This is a genomic window from Stenotrophomonas sp. YJH_SMC_105-26 (assembly GCF_059368915.1).
Genome location: NZ_JCAFSD010000015.1, coordinates 1 through 17,676 on the forward strand (window position 1 = coordinate 1; position 17,676 = coordinate 17,676).

Sequence of the window (17,676 nt, forward strand, 5' to 3'; positions counted from 1 at the left end):
CGAGGAGTAATCCTTGAACTCGCCACCGAAGCGCTCGGCACCGATCTTGGTCAGTGCGGCGGTCAGCGTGGTCTTGCCGTGATCGACGTGACCGATGGTGCCGACGTTGACGTGCGGCTTGGTGCGCTCGAACTTACCCTTGGCCATGGCTGCTTATCTCGAATTCGTCTGAGAGGTGATGCTTAAGATGGTGCTCACGAAAGGAATCGAACCTTCGACCTCTTCCTTACCAAGGAAGTGCTCTACCGACTGAGCTACGTGAGCCGAGTTTTGCATTATGACATGAACTCGATAAGATTCAAAGTTCATTCAATGGAGCGGGAGACGGGAATCGAACCCGCACCATCAGCTTGGAAGGCTGAGGTTCTACCATTGAACTACTCCCGCGCCGGGAATGTCACAACGTGAAACTGGTGGAGGGAGGTGGATTCGAACCACCGAAGGCGTAAGCCAGCAGATTTACAGTCTGCCCCCGTTGGCCGCTTGGGTATCCCTCCTTACCACCCCATTCCGTTGCCGCCGAAGCGTTGCGGTGTGTGGTGGTGAGCCGCTTATTCTGCTGATGGGACGGGGGGCTGTCAACGCTTTTTTCCATCTTTTTCACACGTTGTCGCAAACCCATTGATACGCAAGGTTATTGACCGGGGACCGGCAGGGTCTCGCTGGCGAAAATTGCGACATGGGGGACTCCGTCGGCGCCGATCCAGCCCCGATACATGCCCTGGGTGTTGAACGGCGTGGCTATTCTGCCGTCCGCGGCAAGCACGATCGCACCACCGTCGCCGCCCATCTGCGGAATCGTCTCGTTGATCACGCCCTTGCCGGCCTGCTCCGGGCTCTGCCCCTGGTAGCGCATGCGCGCACAGATCTCGTGCGCGGCCGCGGTGCGGATGTAGTACTCGCCCCAGCCGGTGCCCGACACCGCACAGCGCGCATCGGCCCAGGTGCCGGCGCCGATGATCGGCGAGTCACCCACCCGGCCATAGCGCTTGTTGGTCATGCCGCCCGTGGAGGTGCCGGCGGCCAGCTGCCCCTGCGCATCCAGCGCGACCGCACCGACGGTACCGAAGTGCTTTGCGGTCTCCAGGTCGGCATGGGCCTGGCCATTGGCCTCTTCCTTAAGCGCGCGCTGCAGCTGCTGCCAACGCTTCTCCGTGCGGAAGTAGGAGGGATCAACCAGAGCAATGCCCTGCTCCACCGCGAAGGCTTCGGCACCCTGCCCTACCATCATCACGTGCCTGGACTTCTGCATCACGGTCTGCGCCAGCAGGATCGGGTTACGCACCCGCTGCACGCCGGCCACCGCACCTGCTGCCTGGGTGGCACCGTCCATCACCGCCGCATCCAGCTCGTTGTGGCCGTCATGGGTGAACACTGCGCCCTTGCCAGCGTTGAAGGTCGGATCGTCCTCCAGCACGGTGATTGCCGCAGTGACCGCTGCAAGCGCCGGACGACCGGCCGCCAGTTCGGCATGGCCTTTCAGCAGTGCGGCGCGCAACGCATCGCGCGCAGCCTTCTCTTCGGCCGGCGACAGGTCCTTGCGTTCGACGCCGGCGCCGCCATGGATGACCAGCAATGGCGACGCAGCCGGGGCGGCCTGGGCGATCAATGGAAAGGACAGCAGCGCGGACAGCGCCAGGCGCAGTTTCATCAGGTACGTCTCCAGCAGGACAAGGGAATGGATTGCAGGGTAGCGCCGGCCGCTGGCCGCAAGGGGCGCATCAGGTCAGGGAAGTGAGTTGCCGGCCAGCGGCCGGCACTACCGAAGCGTGAACTCGATCTGGCCGTCGCTGATGTCGGCCACGGCCTGGTAGTCGGCCTCGGCCTGGAAATCGTCCAGGCGCATGCGGCTGCCACTGGCGACCACGGTCACCGGAACGGCATGGAAGCGCAATGGTTCGCCCTCGACCAGGCGATCGGCATCACGACCGGGGCTGACCACCCAGACCTTGCCCTCGCCATCAGCGCTGTAGACCTGGGCCTGGCCATCGGGCTCCACGCACAGGGCGGTGTCCTCATCAACGCCGATGCCGACGATGTCAGGGTCGCCGCTGTCCTGCGCGGCGCGTGCCACGAACACGATGAGGCGGCCAAGGCGGTCACGCTTGTCGAAATGGGTGTCGGTGACCACGCGCTGCAGGTAGGGCATCTGCAGGAAGCCACTGTCCATGGTGACTGCGCTGCCCATCGGATCGGCCAGCGCACCGGCCGAGCTGATGCTGCCGCCATCCATGGCGCCATAGGCATAGCCGCCGAGGATGGCCAGGCCAGCGCTGGTACCGGCAATCGGCTTGCCGGCGCGTACATGGGCGTTGAGCGCGCGGTTGAGTGCGGTGCCCTTCCAGAAGCGGATGTAGCGCGACTGGTCGCCGCCGGCAATGAAGATGGCATCGGCCGCAGCGACCACGCGCAGCACGGCTGGATCATCGGCACCGCGGCGGCTGTCGAAGACCAGCGTCTGTACCGCGGTGGTGCCGCCGATCTCGCGGTACAGGCGGTCCTGCAGTTCATCGCCACCGGAGGCACGCAGGATCAGTACACGGCCATTGCCTGCCTGCTTCAACCACCACTGGAAGGCATCCGGCACCCACTCGCCACCGCCCATCAGCATCATCGCGGATGCACGCGGCCCGGGACGTGGGGCCTCAAGGTCGCCGACCTCGTAATAGGAAAAGCCCGGGCCCTGCAGATCCTGCGCGGGCGCGGCCGACGGCCAGGCCAGCATGAGCAGCGCCAGCCAGGCAACAGGGGTACGCAGGGTCCGGTCAACGCGTCGCATCTTGATCTCCCTGAACAAAATCGACTTGCAAGCGTTTTCACTCTTTGCCAGATAGGGACCCAGTAGTCAAGGACATAAAAAAGGCGTTAAATGCGCGCGCCCATTCCGGAAATCTGAATGGGGGACAGGCCCCTCCTCTGCGGGCCGGCTTCATTTCCGAGAATTCCTCATGCGTAGAAAGGCGATGGCGTGGTCGATCCAGCTAGCGTTGATGGGTGTGGCTGCTTCCGCGGCCGCCCAGGCTCCGGCGTCCTCTCCGGTACAACAACTGGACGCGGTGCAGGTCACCGGTTCGCGCATTCCGCGCGCCCAGGTGGAAGGCCCCGCCCCGATCACGGTGATCAACGCCGAACAGATCCGCTCCAGTGGCTTCACCAGCGTGCCGGACGTGCTGCGTGCGATGACCCAGAACGGCGGTGAGACGCAGAGCCAGCAGTCTTCCAGCGGCGCCGACTTCTCGCCGGGTGCCCAGCAGGTGGACCTGCGCGGCCTGGGCCCGAACCACACGCTGGTGCTGGTCAATGGCCGCCGTATCGCCGACTTCCCGATGCCGTTCAAGGGCCGCAGCAACTTCACCGATGTCTCCAACATTCCGCTGGGGATGATCGAGCGCATTGAAGTACTGACCGGCAGCGCCTCGGCCATCTATGGATCGGACGCGATCGCCGGCGTGGTCAACTTCATCCTGAAGAAGAAGGCCGACGGCACCACGATCGACATGCGCATGGGCACCACCACTGAAGGCGGTGGCGAGTCGTTCGACATGAGCATCGCCAGCGGTTTCAGCCGTGGCAACTTCAACGCGGTATACAGCGTCGAACTGCAGTCGCAGACGCCGCTGTGGGCCTATGAGCGCGACATCCAGGACTCGACCCAGGACGGCCCCACCGAGGGTTCGCGCATCGCGCGCCGTGCGTACCTGCGCACCGACTACAACGATGACTATCTGGACCCCGGCGCCGCCACCTGCGAAGCGCTGTCCGGCCAGAACCAGGGCAGCACCTACCGCGCCTACCGCCCGAAGTACGGCTACTACTGTGGCAGCGACAGCTCGATCGGCTACGGCACCATCCTCAGCAAGCGCCGCGGTGCCAACGGCTACGCGTCGTTGAGCCATGACTTCGACAATGGCCAGCAGTGGTTCGCCGACGTGCAGCTGGGCTACCACACGATGTCGCTGATGCGCGACGTCACCAAGTGGGGCCGCATGGACGCCAACGGCGATGAGTCGGGCTACTTCAACAACGAAGCCACCGGCGAGATCGAGTTCTGGCAGCGCCAGTTCTCGCCCGAGGAAATGGGCGGCCTGCGCAATGCCATGGTGCGCAGCACGCAGAAGACCTTCAGCGTGACCACCGGCTTCAAGGGCAACCTGGCCGGCAACTGGGACTACGAAGCGGCATTGAGCCATTCGCAGTACCAGTCGCGGATCAGCTGGGCGCAGATCATCGCCGCCAAGGCCAATGACCTGTTCCTCGGCCCGCAGCTGGGCGTGGATGACGACGGTTTCCCGATCTACAACGCCGACCCGTCACGCCTGTACCGGCCGCTGACCCGCGCCGAGTACGATTCGATCGCCGCGCGTACCACCTACACGCCGAAGTCGCGCACGGAGACGGCGGCATTCACTCTGACCAATTCCGCGCTGTTCGGCCTGCCCGGCGGTGACGCCGGTTTCGCCGCGACCGTGGAAGTGGGCCAGCAGGCGTACTCGCTCAATCCTGATCCGCTGGCGACCCAGTACTACTATTACAGCTGGAAGGATTCGGACGGCCAAGGTTCGCGCAACCGCTGGGCTACGGCGGCCGAGCTGCGCATGCCGCTGCACGAAACGGTCAACCTGAGCGTGGCCGGCCGCTACGACCAGTACCGCTATTCCGGCCACACCATCGGCAAGGCGACCTGGAGCGGTGGCCTGGAATGGCGCCCGATCGACACGCTGCTGGTGCGCGGTTCGTATGGCACCGCGTTCCGTGCGCCGGACCTGCACTATGTATTCGCCGGCCCGGGCAACGATGAGACCACCGCCGAAGACCTGTACAGCTGCCGCGCCGACGGCGCCACCGACTGCGCCGACTACGAGCGCAACCTGATCCGCAGCCGCACCGGCAACCGCCAGCTCGACCCGGAAACCAGCACCTCGTGGAGTGCCGGCTTCGTCTGGTCGCCGGCCGTCGGCCTGGACCTGTCGGTGGACTGGTTCGACATCGACATGCGCGACCAGGTGCAGGACATGGACGTGCGCACGATCCTGGCCAACGAAGCGAACTGCCGCCTGGGCAGCGCCGACATCACCTCGCCGACCTGCGTGGATGCACTCGCCCGCATCACCCGCAGCAACGACGGGCGCCTGTATGGCGTGCGCGTGGCGCCGATCAACGTCGCCCGCGAATCCACCTCCGGCATCGACGTCGGCCTGCGCTACCGCCTGCAGACGGGCATCGGCGACTTCATCTTCAACGGCACCCACACCTGGGTGAAGAAGCATGACTTCCAGCGCTACCCGGGCGACCGTACCGAAGACCAGTTCGCAGTGAACAGCGGCTTCGACATCCCACGCACCAAGACCAGCCTGAGCGTGACCTGGGAAAAGGATGCGTGGTCGGCAACGGTGTACGGTTCGCGCCTGGGCAAGCTGCCGACCTCGGACAGCTACGACCAGGTGTTCGACTGGGACAGCGGCGACAGCCCGTACGTGAAGGCGACCTATCGCTACAACGCCTCGCTGCAGTACCGCTTCGACGACCACTCGCGCCTGTCGCTGTCGGTGGTCAATGTGTTCAACAAGATGCCGCCGAAGGACCGTACCTACACTGCATACCCGTACTACGACGTGTCCTGGTTCGACAGCGTGGGGCGCACGATCAACCTGCAGTACACCCACAAGTTCGGTGGCAGCGCGCTGTAAGCGCCCGGCCAGCGCAGATACAGGAGACCCCCGCTTCGGCGGGGGTTCTTTTTTTCCGCCGCCTGAACGGTACCCGCGCGCAGGCTCCGGCCCGACCGGCCAGCCGGGGATTTTAGGAAACAGCTGATTCCGCGCCGCGCGCGCCGCTCCCTAGCATCGTTGCATGTTCCGCTTCCCCCGCCCTTCGCTGCAGCAGGCCGTGCCATCGACCACCGCGTCGGTGCTGCTGCGCTGCCTGACCGTGTGCGTCTTCGTCTGCCTGGCCGCCGCGGCCGGCTTCTACCTGCTCACGGCATTCACCGAGGACATCTCGACCCATCGCCGCGAGATGAATGCAGCGGCCTACAGGGCCCAGATCTATTTCGACCAGCGCGAAGCCCTGCTGCGCTATCTGGGCGATTCGGTGGTGAGGGGCAACCCGGATGCACCTGCGGCGGACAGCGAAGGCATGCGCCAGGTGCCGCTGGATGGTGCTGGCGGCCAACCGGGCCAGCGGCTGCTGTTGTCAGCGCGCGCCGAACACACGCTGCAGGCACTGCAGACGCATCTGCTGCTGGTCGATGCGCACGGCACGCACTGGCTGGCCGGCGGCGAGGTCGACGTGGACCTGGCGCACCTGCCATCGCTGCGTGCGCTGCAGGCACGCAGCGGCAGCCTGGAGGCGGCCGACCCGGTGCACTGGCTGCGCCCGGGTGACAGTGGCGTTGCATTGGCGCAGCCGGTACAGGCCGGCCCGCATCCGACGCAGTGGCTGGTGCTGCTGCTCGATGGCGCGGCGGCGGCGAGCATGATCGACGGCCAGGGCATCGGCGGCTATGCGCTGCTCGACCGTGCAGGGCAGCCGGCATTGTCCAGCCAGACCCCGCGTCTGGATGGTGCGGGCTGGAAGACCCTGCGGGAACGCCAGGACGACAGCTTCGGCACGCTGTGGAGTGGCGGGCTTCCGCGCGGTGTAGCGCTGGTGAAAAGTGTCGGCAACGACGGCTGGCGGTTGGTCTACCACCTGCCGTCGCAACTGCTGCTGGGTGACCTGGCGGTGCCGCTGCTGGTCTGCGCGCTGTTGCTGCTGCTGGCCGGCGTCGCGCTGCGCCTGCTGCGGCATCGCGTGGACCTCCAGCTGATCCAGCCGGCCCTGCAGCAACAGCGCAGGCTGCTGGAGAACCTGGATTTCAGTTCGACGGTGATCGACATGGCGCCGGTCGGCATCTGCGTCCTGCGCCGCAGCGACCGCGCGCTGCTGCTCTCCAACCAGCTGCTACGCGACTGGCTTGGCGAAGAAGGCGAACACAGCGACTGGCAGGCGCCATGGCGCGGACATGCCGGCGAGCGCGGGCGTGGACTGGAATTCACTACCCGCGACGGTCGTCAGCTGCAGGTGCTGCACGCGTCCTGCCGCTACCAGGGCGACGACGTGCTGCTGTGCGTGTTCCATGACATTTCCCGGCACCGCCAGGCACAGGCCGCGCTGTCGTCGGCACGCCAGGCCGCCGATGCGGCCAACCAGGCCAAGAGCGCGTTCCTGGCCACCATGAGCCATGAAATCCGTACTCCGCTCTACGGCGTGCTGGGCACGCTGGAGCTGCTCGGGCACACCTCGCTGGACGCCCGGCAGTCGCAGTACCTGCGCACCATCGAGAGTTCCTCATCGGTCCTGCTGCAGTTGATCAGCGATGTGCTGGATGTTTCCAAGATCGAATCCGGGCAGCTCAGCCTGGAGCCGGCGCCGTTCTCGCCGCGCGAGCTGACCGAGAGCGTGCTGCGCAGCTTCGCCGCATCGGCCACCTGCAAGGGCCTGCAGATCCTGGTCTGTACCGACCCGCGCCTGCCCACGCGCGTGCTGGGTGATGCCGACCGCATCCGCCAGGTGCTGGGCAACCTGCTCAGCAACGCTATCAAGTTCACCGAGCATGGCCGGGTGGTACTGCGCGTGCGCCAGGTACAGCGCGAAGGTGAATCGAGCGTGCTGGCCTGGCAGGTCACCGATACCGGCGTGGGCATCGCCGCGGAGGAACAGGCGCGGTTGTTCGAACCATTCCGCCAGGTCCGTGGCGCGGCCAGTGCACAGGGCACCGGGCTGGGCCTGTCCATCAGCGACCGCCTGGTGCGCCTGATGAGCGGCGAGCTGCAGGTGGTGAGCGAGCCCGGCCTGGGCAGCAGCTTCAGCGTGCGCCTGCCCTTGCCGGTGCTGGCCGCCGCCGAGGATGGCCCGACCCTGCTGCCGGAGCCGCCGATCCTGGTGCGCGGCCGTGATCGCGAACTGGTCGACAGTGCCTGCGGCTGGCTGCGTCGCTGGGGCGCCAACGCACAGCCCCTGCAGGGCGACCCTGCACTGCTGGACCATGACGGCGCGATCCTGATGGACGGCGAGGCCGGGATGCCGCTGGCCTGGGCAGGCCCTCGCGTGGTGGCATCGATCGACGGCGGCGACCAGCCCACCGTTGCCGCCGATGGCAGCCTGGTGGTGACCCTGCATGGGATGACCGCGATCGGCAATGCACTGGCCAACGTGCAGCAGCAACGTGCGGCGCTGCCGGAAACATCGCGCGCGGCAACGCTGATGCCGCTGGGCCTGCACGTGCTGGCCGTCGAAGACAACCCGATCAACCGGGTGATCCTGGCCGAGCAGCTGCGCACCCTCGGCTGCGACGTGGAGCTGGCACAGGACGGCGTGGAAGCCCTGCAGCGATGCCGAGAGCAGTCTTTCGACCTGGTGGTGACCGACATCAACATGCCGCGCATGGACGGCCACGCGTTGGCCCGGCAACTGCGCGAGGACGGCAACCCGGTGCCGGTGATCGGCGCCACCGCCAATGCCACTGCCGAGGAGCGCGAGCGCTGCCTGGCCAGTGGCATGCAGGGCTACCTGAGCAAACCCATCGACATCGCACGCCTGCGCAAGGCGCTCACCTCACTGCGCCAAGGAGACCCCGCATGACCCAGCGTGTCCTGATCCTGGAAGACCAGCCCTTCCAGCGTGGTTTCCTGGCCAATCTGTTCGGCAGCCACGCAGGCGTGCAGGTCGACGCCTGCGAAGACGTGGATGCGGCCATCGCGCTGTGTGCGTGCCAGCCCTACGACCTGGTGGTCAGCGACCTGCTGATGCCCGGGCAGGACGGCATCCAGTTCATCCAGGCGCTGGCGGCACAGCCGCGCCCGCCACGCCTCGCGGTGGTCAGCGCGGCCCCGCGGCGGATGATGACCTCGGCACGGCTGATGGCCGAATCGCTGGGGCTGGATGTGGTCGGCCTGCTGCCCAAGCCGGTGGCGGCCGCCGATGTGGACGCCCTGTTCGAGGCCTTGGCGCAGGCGCGTCCGGCCGCCGGCGAGGCCCCTACGCGCGCGGCGGCTGCGCCCGAACCGGATGCATCGCAGCTGCGCCAGGCCATGGCCGATGGCAGCCTGACGGCCTGGTTCCAACCGAAGAAGTCACTGCAGTCAGGACGCGTGGTGGCGGCCGAAGCACTGGTGCGCTGGCGACATCCGCAGCTGGGCACGCTGGCCGCTGGCAGCTTCCTGCCGGCAATCTGCCGCTACGGGCTGGAGGGCGATCTTCTGCGGATGATGCTCAAGGCCAGCATCAGCGCGCAGGCACGCTGGCGCAAGCAAGGGTTCCGGGTACCGGTATCGATCAACCTGCCCCCTCACCTGCTGGAGCAGTCGGACCTGCCCGACGAACTGCTGGCACTGACCCTGGCCAACGGCGGTACGCCCGGTGAATTGTGCTTCGAACTGATGGAAAACAGCACCACGCGGCACGTCAGCGACTTCTATGCCGGCGCCTGCCGCCTGCGCATGAAGGGCTTCGGCCTGGCCCAGGATGATTTCGGGCAGGGCCTGAGCTCGGTCCACAACCTGGTCAATACCCCTTTCACCGAGGTCAAGATCGACCGCGCGCTGGTCAGCGGATGCGCGCGCGACCCGGCCTTGCACCTGACCCTGTCGACGGTGATCGCGCTGGCCAACCAGCTGGGCCTGACCATCGTGGCAGAGGGCGTGGAAAGCGATGCCGACCTGGCTGCCCTGCGCCAGCTGGGGTGCAGCCAGGTGCAGGGCTTCCTGATCTCGCAGGCGCTGCCGTCGGACGAGTTCACCCGCCTGCTGGACGAAGAAGCGCCGCAGTTGGACGAGTCGCCGCGAGCCGCCCTGCGCTGACACGGATTCCACGTCCGCTTCACGAAATCATCAAGTGGCATTGACGATCCTGTCTGTGCAGCGGTGGCGGATGTCCCTCCGTTGCTGTCCATGGTGCCGCTGACCGCTCCCTGCCCTGAGACCTGCCATGCCGGCCGAGGCCGCTCCTGTACGCCGACTCGCTCGCCGCTCACTGCGCGTCCACGCCCTGCTGATCGGCGTTGTGGTGCTGGCCACGCTGCAGGCCGGACTGCTGCTGTCGGCCGGCTCGCAGCTGTTCAACGAAGAGCGCAGCAAGATCGAGTACCACTTCCGCCGCCTGGACGGGACGCTGCGCGAGCAGGAGCGCTTTCTGCGCCAGTGGCGGCTGCATGATGTCGGCACGCATGGGCAGCCGGTGGCCGATGCCAGCGTGGAGCTGCAACGCGGGCCCTTGTTCGCCAACTTTGCGGTGATCGGAAGCGAGGGGGCCAGTCTTTCGCCACCGACTGAACTGGGCGACCGTTTCCTGCGCTTCTACGGCACGTTCTGGTCGGCCTCGCGCTATCCACCGCCGCAATGCCTGCTGGTCGATGGCCAGGGCACGCGCGGGCTGCTGGCACCGGTACAGATCGCCGGTACCGACGCGAGCCAGAACAGCCCGCATCACCTGCGCCCGGCGATCGCCGACATCCACCGGGTGCTGGGTACGCGACCGGCGGTGCAACGTGGTGGCATCGTCTGGGTGGGCGTGCCATGGCGCGACCGGCAGACCTGGCTGCTGGCCATCGCCCACGCCCCGCAGGATGCGCGCCTGTGGGGTGAGGACGACAAGGACTCGCAGGCCGCACTGGCCTGCCTGCTCGATCCTGGCCGTGTCGATGACTATCGCCAGGTGCTGGGTGTCCCGGTGTTCCAGCGGCTGTCGCTGTTCGATGCCAACGGCCAGCGCCTGCTGGGCGATGCAGCCGATGCCAGCGAGGCTGGCACCTCCTGGCAGGCCGGCCTCGCTGGCCTGCAGTTCCGCATGCGCAGCGAGCGCGGCTGGCTGGCGGTCTACCACGTCGGCTGGCGGCAGGTGTTCCAGCACCCGCAGGGGCCATTGCTGGGCGCGACCGTGGTCGCCCTGCTGCTGGCACTGGGCGGCACGCTGGTGCTGCGCGCGTACCGGCGTTCGGTCATCGAGCCGCTGCGCAGCAACCACGCGCGCCTGCTGGAAAGCGAAGCCTTCAGTCGCACGATCCTGGACAACGCGCCGATCGGGCTGTGCCTGCTGCGTCGTACCGATGGCAATGTGCTGCTGGACAACGCCCTCGCCCGCCGCTGGCTGGGCGAGGACTATCACGCCGGCGGCTGGCATGGCCCGTGGCGGCGCAGCGTACTGGCTGCCGGCGGCACCACGCTGGGCGATGGCCTGGCCTACGCCACGCCCGAAGGCCGCCACCTGCTGGTAACGGCGACACCGGCGCGCTATCGCGGTGAGCCGGCGGTGCTGTGCCTGTTCATTGACCTGAGCAGCCAGCATGAAGCCGAACAGGTGCTGCAGCAGGCGCGCCGCGCCGCCGACCAGGCCAACCGCGCGAAGAGCCAGTTCCTGGCCACGATGAGCCATGAGATCCGCACGCCGCTGTACGGTGTGCTCGGCACGCTTGAACTGCTGGGGCTGACGCCACTGGATGCACGGCAGCAGGACTACCTTGCAACGATCCAGCGTTCATCCTCGACCCTGATGCAGCTGATCAGCGACATCCTGGATGTCAGCAAAGCCGAGGCCGGGCAACTGAGCCTGGAGCCAAGCCCATTCGATCCAGTGCGGCTGACCGAGGACGCGCTCGACTCGTATGCTGCCGCGGCCGCCAACAAGGGGCTGCAGTTCTACGCCTGCATCGATGCCGACGTACCGCCCGGGGTGTGCGGTGATGCCGCGCGGATCCGACAGGTGCTCAACAACCTGATCAGCAACGCACTGAAGTTCACCGACAGCGGGCGCGTGGTGGTCCGTGTTTCGGCACGCTGGCAGGAGCAACGCTGCTGGCTGCAATGGCAGGTGGCCGATACCGGTATCGGCATTGCCAGCGAACACCAGGCGCATCTGTTCGAGCCATTTTTCCAGGCCAACCCGGGCACCGATGCGATGCGCGGCACCGGCCTGGGGCTGGCCATCTGCGCGCATCTTGTGGCGTTGATGGAAGGCCAGCTGCGCGTGGTCAGCGAGAGCGGCCTGGGCAGCAGCTTCAGCGTCGAACTGCCGCTGCCCTCGGCTCCACCGGATCCACAGCAGGCCCCGCCGCCGCAACTACCCGCCGGCCTGCAGGTACAGGTGCGGGGCAGCGTGCGCGAACTGGTGCAATCGCTGTGCGAGCGCCTGCAGCAGCGCGGTGCACAGGCCAGCGTGTACCGGGAGGACAGCGCAGCAGGCCTGCCATCGTCCGCCGTGCTGCTCGAGCTGGTCCTGGACGACCCTCTGCCCGCATGGGCGGGTGGACCGCGCGTGATCGCCTGCCGCGAAGGCGGGGTGCGGCCACGGCAGGTCGATGGCGCCTGGCAGGTCGGCCTGCATCGATTCGACGCGATCGTGCTGGCCCTGGCCGCGGCCAGCGGCCAACCGCTGGCGGCCAGCGCCGAAGGGCGCCTGCCGGCGACGCGCCATTTCGGCCTGCAGGTGCTGGTCGCCGAGGACAACCCGATCAACCAGGCGATCCTGCGCGACCAGCTGGAACAGCTCGGCTGCCGCGCCGTGGTCGCCAGCGATGGCAATGAAGCGCTGGGCTACTGGCAACAAGGGGCGTTCGCGCTGGTGCTGACCGACCTGAACATGCCCGGGCTGGATGGCTACGGCCTGGCCCGTGCCTTGCGGGCACGGGGTGTCAGCGTGCCCATCCACGGCGCCACGGCCAATGCCGACCCGGCCGAACGCCAACGCTGCCAGGAATCGGGCATGCAGGGCGTGCTGGTCAAGCCGATCACGCTGGAAGCCCTGCAGCGCCTGCTGACCCGGATCACCGACGGTGATGCACCGGCCGTCGCGATGCAGGAGCGCCCTGCGTCCACTGCGTCGCACGACAAGGATCCCCCGCTGCAGGTTCCCGCGAAGATGCAGTCGCTGTTCGTACAGACCATGCAGGCCGACCTGGACAGCCTGCGCCAGGCGATCGCCGCTGCCGATCCCGCCAGGGTGGCGCAGGTTCTGCACCGCATCCGCGGCGCGCTGGTGATCGTCGGTGCACCTGCGCTGGTCGACAGCGGCCTGCAGATCGAACAGTGCCTTGCCGGCGGCGATGACCTGGCCACCCAGGCGGCCGCTCTTGCCGGGTTCCAGCGACGCCTCGAGCAGCTGCTGCATCCGTTGCGCGACGCTGCATCCCCCTCCCTTCCCGACGACCCGACCCTGCCATGACCACACGGATCCTCATCGCCGACGACCACCCGATCGTGCTTGCCGGCATCCGCGACGTACTGGCCGGGGAACTGGACCTGGACATCGTGGGCGAAGCGGCCGATCCGGCGACGCTGATCGAGCTGATGACCCGGACCCGGCCACAGGCGGTAATCACCGACTACAGCATGCCGGGAGGCGATCGCTTCGGGGACGGCATCAAGCTGATCTCGTTCCTGCGCCGCAGCTTCCCGGAGACGCGCCTGCTGGTGCTGACGATGGTGTCCAATCCGTCGTTGGTCGCGGCGATGTATGCCGCCGGCGCCGGTGGCGTGGTGCTCAAGAGCCATGGATTGGGCAGCCTGGTACAGGCCCTGCGCGTGGTGCTGGCCGATCGCGTCTACCGCCCCCCGGGACTGCTGCCGGTAGCCGCGAGCGAACCGGCCGATGCGGATGCGGTCCGTGCGCGGCTGTCGCCGCGCGAGCTGGAGGTGATCCGCCTGTTCACCAGTGGCATGAGCGTGGGCGACATCGCACGCCAGCTGCAGCGCAGCGCCAAGACGGTCAGCACGCAGAAGATCAGCGCGATGCGCAAGCTCGGTGTGGACAGCGACCAGGCGCTGATCGAGTACTGCCTGCAGGCCTCGCTGTTCGGCTGAGGCCACTCCCGGCTGAATCCCGCCGGCCCTGCGACGGGGCCTGCAACCGCTTTAGGAAACGCCTGATTCCATCGGACAGTGCCGATTTCTAGGCTGGAGACATCCCGCCAAGATGCGCCTGCCGGCTGTTGCCGCATCGCCGTGGGGGACGGAAGTCCGATGGCGCCTGCAATTGCCGTGGCGTGGGACTTCCGCAGCGACGCGGCCCTGCCGCGTCAGTCCGCGCAGCCTCGCTGCGCCCTGCCACAGGAAGTCCATCAGCATGAACGCCTCCCCCACACGGCACGGCCGTGCGTACGGGCGCGCGCACGGAAAGCGCGTACCCCTCATTCCCAGCCTGTTGGCCACTGCGCTGTGGGCAGCCCTGCCGGCGCATGCCGCAGACCTCACCGGCCCGCTGCTGGTCAACGACGGTGACACCCTGCAGCTGGGTGCCGACGACGTCCTCACCCACAGTGCGGGCAGCTTCGCACTTGCGGTCACCGGTACCGGCAGCAATGCGCTGATCGACGGCAGCCGCATCCACGTGACCGGCAATGGCAGCGGCGTGTCCGCTGCCAATGGTGGCCAGGTGCAGCTGCGCGACGCAACGCTGTCGATCGCACCGGCGACCGGCACGGGCTTCTATGCGCTGTATGCCAATGGTGCCGGCAGCGTGATCGATGCGCGCGATGTCCACATCGATGCCACGCGCAACGGCAGCGGATTCGGCAGCGTGCAGGCCTACAACGGTGGCGTGATCCACTATGCCGGGGGCAGTCTTTCAATGACCGGGACCGGTGGCACGCTGGCCGGTGCATCCGGCAAGGGCAGCGAGCTGCACCTGGCCGATCTGCGGATGAGCGCCGACGGCGGTGCCCGCCTGCGCGCCGACAGTGCCGGCCTGCTGACGATCCGCAACAGCCGCATCACCCTCGCCCCCGGTGGCATCCTTGCCGGCGTGGCGGCCAACGGCGTGGGCAGCCGCGCCGAGCTGTACGACACCTACCTGCAGGGCGGTTGGTTCGATATCGACAGCGGCGGCAGCCTGCTGCTGGAGAACGTGGAAGCCCATTCGGTGGGCGGCAGCATGCGCCTGCTCGGCAGCCGCATCAGCAAGACCTATTCCAGTGCAGTGATCAACGGCGGCAGCTTCTACACCGTCGGTGGCTATGGCGTGAACATCAACAGCTGGGGACAGTTGACCGCAAGCGATGCCGCGTTCGATGTTCGTGATGGCTACTCCGGATTCTGGCTGGCCAGCGATGAGTCGCGCCTGCAGCTGACCGACAGCAGCATCGACACCTGGACCGACACCTACGGTTATGGCGTTGAGATCGCCGGCGGCGTTGCCACCGTGCAGGGTGGCCGGATCACCACGCACGGTGATGCGACCTACGGCGTGCGCGTGACCGGCTCCACCGGCAGCACCGCCAGCCGCATCGAAGCCAACGGCAGCGTGATCGACGTGCGCGGCAACGGCGGCGGTGGCGTGTTCATCGGCGGCTCCACCGCCACCGCGCTGCTCGATGCCGTTGCGATCCGCAGCGATGGCGAGAACGTGTTCGGCATCGTGCACATGAACACCGCGCGGCTGACCCAGGCCGATCGCCTGGATATCCGCATGACCGGCAGCAACAGCGGCGGCTACCGCTCCTACCTGACCGCGTTCGGCCCGTACTGGAACCGTGCCACCTTCAATGACAGCCACATAGAGACCGCCAGCGGCGCAGCGTTCTGGCTGCAGGGCAGCAACCATGCCTTGAACGTCAATGGCAGCGATGTGACTGCGGGCGACGGCAGCGGCCGCCTGCTGCGGGTCAGCGACACGGTATTCACCGATGGCAGCAGCGTGGCGACCAGTCGCATCGACTTCAGCGCCGACGCCAGCATGCTGCGCGGTGACGTGGTGGTCGACAGCGCAACGGCTGAGGTGCACATGGTGCTGGGCAACGGCACCACGTTCAGCGGCGCCCTGCGCAACGACTCCGGCTACCAGGTCGCACAACTGGCGCTGGATGGCAGCAGCCAGTGGAACGTACGCGCCAGTTCCAGCGTCGGCACGCTCGAACACGCCGGCACCATCGCTTTCGATGCGCCGGCGGCCGGCGATTTCAAGACCGTTACCGTCAGCGGCGACTACGTGGGCAACGGTGGCCAGTGGATCTTCAACCGCGCGCTGGGCGACGACACTTCGCTGGGCGACCAGCTGGTGATCAACGGCAACAGCAGCGGCACCGCCAGCGTGAGTGTGCGCAATGCCGGCGGCGCCGGTGCGCTGACCCAGGAGGGCATCCGCCTGATCACCGTGGCCGGCCAGTCGGATGCACAATTCAGCCTGCAGGGGCGCGCGGTTGCCGGTGCCTACGACTACTTCCTGTTCAAGGGCGGTGTGTCGACCCCGGACGATGGCAACTGGTACCTGCGCTCGGAGTACGTGCCGCCGGTCGATCCGCCGCAGCCGCCGGATCCCCCGATCGACCCGCCGCAGCCGCCGGATCCGCCGGTCGACCCGCCGCAGCCGCCGGAACCGCCGGTCGACCCACCGTCACCGCCGGAGCCGCCGATCGATCCGCCGTTGCCGCCGGAGCCGCCGATCGATCCACCATTGCCGCCGGAGCCGCCGATCGATCCGCCGCGCCCGCAGGTGGAACGCCCGGAACCGGCGGCCTACCTGGCCAACCGCAGCGCCGCGCTGGGCATGTTCCGGCACAGCCTGCACGACCGCGCCGGTGATCCCGCCGCCCAGGCCGGCACCCGCGGTGATGCCGTGGCCTGGATACACCTTCGCAGCGCGCAGCCCGACAGCCACGACCGCAACCGCCAGGTCCAGGTCGATGGGCAGATCAGCAGCGTGCTGGTCGGCGTCGGCCGCCGCTTCGAAGTGGGTGGCACGGGCGAGCTGCAGGCGGGTGCGATGCTCGGCCACGGCCGCGCGCGCAATGACAGCCGCTCGCAGGTGACCGGCTACACCGCGCGTGGCGTGGTCACCGGCACCAGCGTGGGCGCCTATGCCACCTGGCTTCAGGATGCGCGCATGGAAGGCGGCGCCTATGTGGATGGTTGGCTGCAATACGGCCGCTTCCGCAACAGCGTGCAGGGCGAAGGCCTGCAGAAGGAGCGCTATGACGCCCGCAACTGGAGTGCGTCGGCCGAGGCCGGCTATGTGCTGCCCCTGCGGCGCACCGCGCAGCGCGGCATTTACCTGGAACCGCAGGTGCAGGTGGTGCACAGCCGCTATGACAGCGACCGCGTGGTCGAGGCCAACGGCACGGTAGTCGACGACCGCGGTGGTGGCGAGACCAGCACCCGCCTCGGCCTGCGCCTGTACCGCCGTGGGTTGAGCCCGGCGCAGGGCCAGGTGCACCCGTACGTGGCGGTGAACTGGTGGTCCGGCGGCAATGGTGCGGGCCTGACAATGGACGGCGAGCGCCTGCAGCGGCAGTTGCCGCGTGACATCTACGAAGCCAAGGCCGGCGTGCAGGTGGATCTGTCCGGCGGCTGGCGCGGCTGGGGTGAACTGAGCCGGCAGAGCGGTGGCATGGGCTTCCACGACGTCGGTGCCCAGCTGGGCGTGTCGTACACCTGGTGACGCGGGACGTGCCCGGCAAGGGAATGCCGGGCACTTTTTCCACATGCGGCGTGGAAAGCGATGGGGGTTTGGTGTGGACAAGTGGGTTCGAGCGTTGCGGGGCAGGCGCTTCCGGGCGTGGTGAGTTTTTGTCCACGTCTGCAGTTCTTTTCCACAACGCGCGTGGAAAGCGATGGGAACTAGGTGTGGACAAGTAGTTGTGAGCATTGCACCGCAGGCGTTTCGAAGCGTGGTGAAAATTTGTCCACACCGCACCGCCAAGCCTCGTAGAGC

General features: G+C 67.5%; 9 protein-coding genes and 3 tRNA genes. 6 read left to right on the forward strand and 6 right to left on the reverse strand.

The genetic code is table 11. The features are described from left to right. The 6 genes from AC5P7F_RS20680 to AC5P7F_RS20705 all read right to left on the reverse strand — a co-directional run. The coding region (locus AC5P7F_RS20680) for a GTP-binding protein (protein WP_230078978.1) at positions 1 to 147 on the reverse strand (147 nt) is incomplete at its 3' end. A gap of 41 nt (positions 148 to 188) precedes the next feature. Beyond that, positions 189 to 264, reverse strand: a tRNA-Thr gene (locus tag AC5P7F_RS20685). 49 nt (positions 265 to 313) lie between these two features. Further along, positions 314 to 387, reverse strand: a tRNA-Gly gene (locus AC5P7F_RS20690). Positions 388 to 411: 24 nt separating this feature from the next. Continuing rightward, positions 412 to 497 (reverse strand) — tRNA-Tyr (locus AC5P7F_RS20695). Between the two features lie 137 nt (positions 498 to 634). Then, positions 635 to 1,651, reverse strand: coding sequence for an isoaspartyl peptidase/L-asparaginase (locus AC5P7F_RS20700; RefSeq protein WP_164077506.1), 1,017 nt, complete (start codon positions 1,649 to 1,651; stop codon positions 635 to 637). A gap of 108 nt (positions 1,652 to 1,759) precedes the next feature. After that, a complete protein-coding gene (locus tag AC5P7F_RS20705; protein ID WP_164077507.1) occupies positions 1,760 to 2,779 on the reverse strand; it encodes a Type 1 glutamine amidotransferase-like domain-containing protein in 1,020 nt (339 codons plus the stop codon). A gap of 169 nt (positions 2,780 to 2,948) precedes the next feature. Here AC5P7F_RS20705 and AC5P7F_RS20710 point away from each other — a divergent pair, with 169 nt between their 5' ends. The 6 genes from AC5P7F_RS20710 to AC5P7F_RS20735 all read left to right on the forward strand — a co-directional run bounded on the left by AC5P7F_RS20710 (position 2,949) and on the right by AC5P7F_RS20735 (position 17,403). Next, positions 2,949 to 5,687, forward strand: coding sequence for a TonB-dependent receptor plug domain-containing protein (locus AC5P7F_RS20710; protein ID WP_164077508.1), 2,739 nt, complete (start codon positions 2,949 to 2,951; stop codon positions 5,685 to 5,687). A 163-nt stretch (positions 5,688 to 5,850) separates the two neighbouring features. Beyond that, entirely contained in the window at positions 5,851 to 8,622 is a 2,772-nt protein-coding gene (locus AC5P7F_RS20715; protein ID WP_164077509.1) for a response regulator, read from the forward strand. After that, positions 8,619 to 9,839: an EAL domain-containing response regulator gene (locus tag AC5P7F_RS20720; protein WP_032956914.1), complete on the forward strand. Its 1,221-nt coding sequence runs from the start codon at positions 8,619 to 8,621 to the stop codon at positions 9,837 to 9,839. The genes AC5P7F_RS20715 and AC5P7F_RS20720 overlap by 4 nt, the downstream gene beginning before the upstream one ends. A gap of 127 nt (positions 9,840 to 9,966) precedes the next feature. After that, positions 9,967 to 13,194: a hybrid sensor histidine kinase/response regulator gene (locus AC5P7F_RS20725; protein WP_032956923.1), complete on the forward strand. Its 3,228-nt coding sequence runs from the start codon at positions 9,967 to 9,969 to the stop codon at positions 13,192 to 13,194. Then, positions 13,191 to 13,832, forward strand: coding sequence for a response regulator (locus tag AC5P7F_RS20730; RefSeq protein ID WP_014036089.1), 642 nt, complete (start codon positions 13,191 to 13,193; stop codon positions 13,830 to 13,832). Before AC5P7F_RS20725 ends, AC5P7F_RS20730 begins: the two co-directional genes overlap by 4 nt. A gap of 262 nt (positions 13,833 to 14,094) precedes the next feature. Next, positions 14,095 to 17,403 carry an autotransporter outer membrane beta-barrel domain-containing protein gene (locus tag AC5P7F_RS20735; protein ID WP_164077510.1) on the forward strand — a complete coding sequence of 1,103 codons (3,309 nt, stop codon included), beginning with the start codon at positions 14,095 to 14,097 and terminating at the stop codon, positions 17,401 to 17,403. Positions 17,404 to 17,676: the final 273 nt, after the last annotated feature.

What these genes read in the sequence shown, in the direction of transcription:
- AC5P7F_RS20700 (WP_164077506.1), bottom strand. Translation starts at nt 1,651, where the DNA reads ATGAAACTGCGCCTGGCGCTGTCCGCGCTGCTGTCCTTTCCATTGATC.
- AC5P7F_RS20705 (WP_164077507.1), bottom strand. Translation starts at nt 2,779, where the DNA reads ATGCGACGCGTTGACCGGACCCTGCGTACCCCTGTTGCCTGGCTGGCG.
- AC5P7F_RS20710 (WP_164077508.1), top strand. Translation starts at nt 2,949, where the DNA reads ATGCGTAGAAAGGCGATGGCGTGGTCGATCCAGCTAGCGTTGATGGGT.
- AC5P7F_RS20715 (WP_164077509.1), top strand. Translation starts at nt 5,851, where the DNA reads ATGTTCCGCTTCCCCCGCCCTTCGCTGCAGCAGGCCGTGCCATCGACC.
- AC5P7F_RS20720 (WP_032956914.1), top strand. Translation starts at nt 8,619, where the DNA reads ATGACCCAGCGTGTCCTGATCCTGGAAGACCAGCCCTTCCAGCGTGGT.
- AC5P7F_RS20725 (WP_032956923.1), top strand. Translation starts at nt 9,967, where the DNA reads ATGCCGGCCGAGGCCGCTCCTGTACGCCGACTCGCTCGCCGCTCACTG.
- AC5P7F_RS20730 (WP_014036089.1), top strand. Translation starts at nt 13,191, where the DNA reads ATGACCACACGGATCCTCATCGCCGACGACCACCCGATCGTGCTTGCC.
- AC5P7F_RS20735 (WP_164077510.1), top strand. Translation starts at nt 14,095, where the DNA reads ATGAACGCCTCCCCCACACGGCACGGCCGTGCGTACGGGCGCGCGCAC.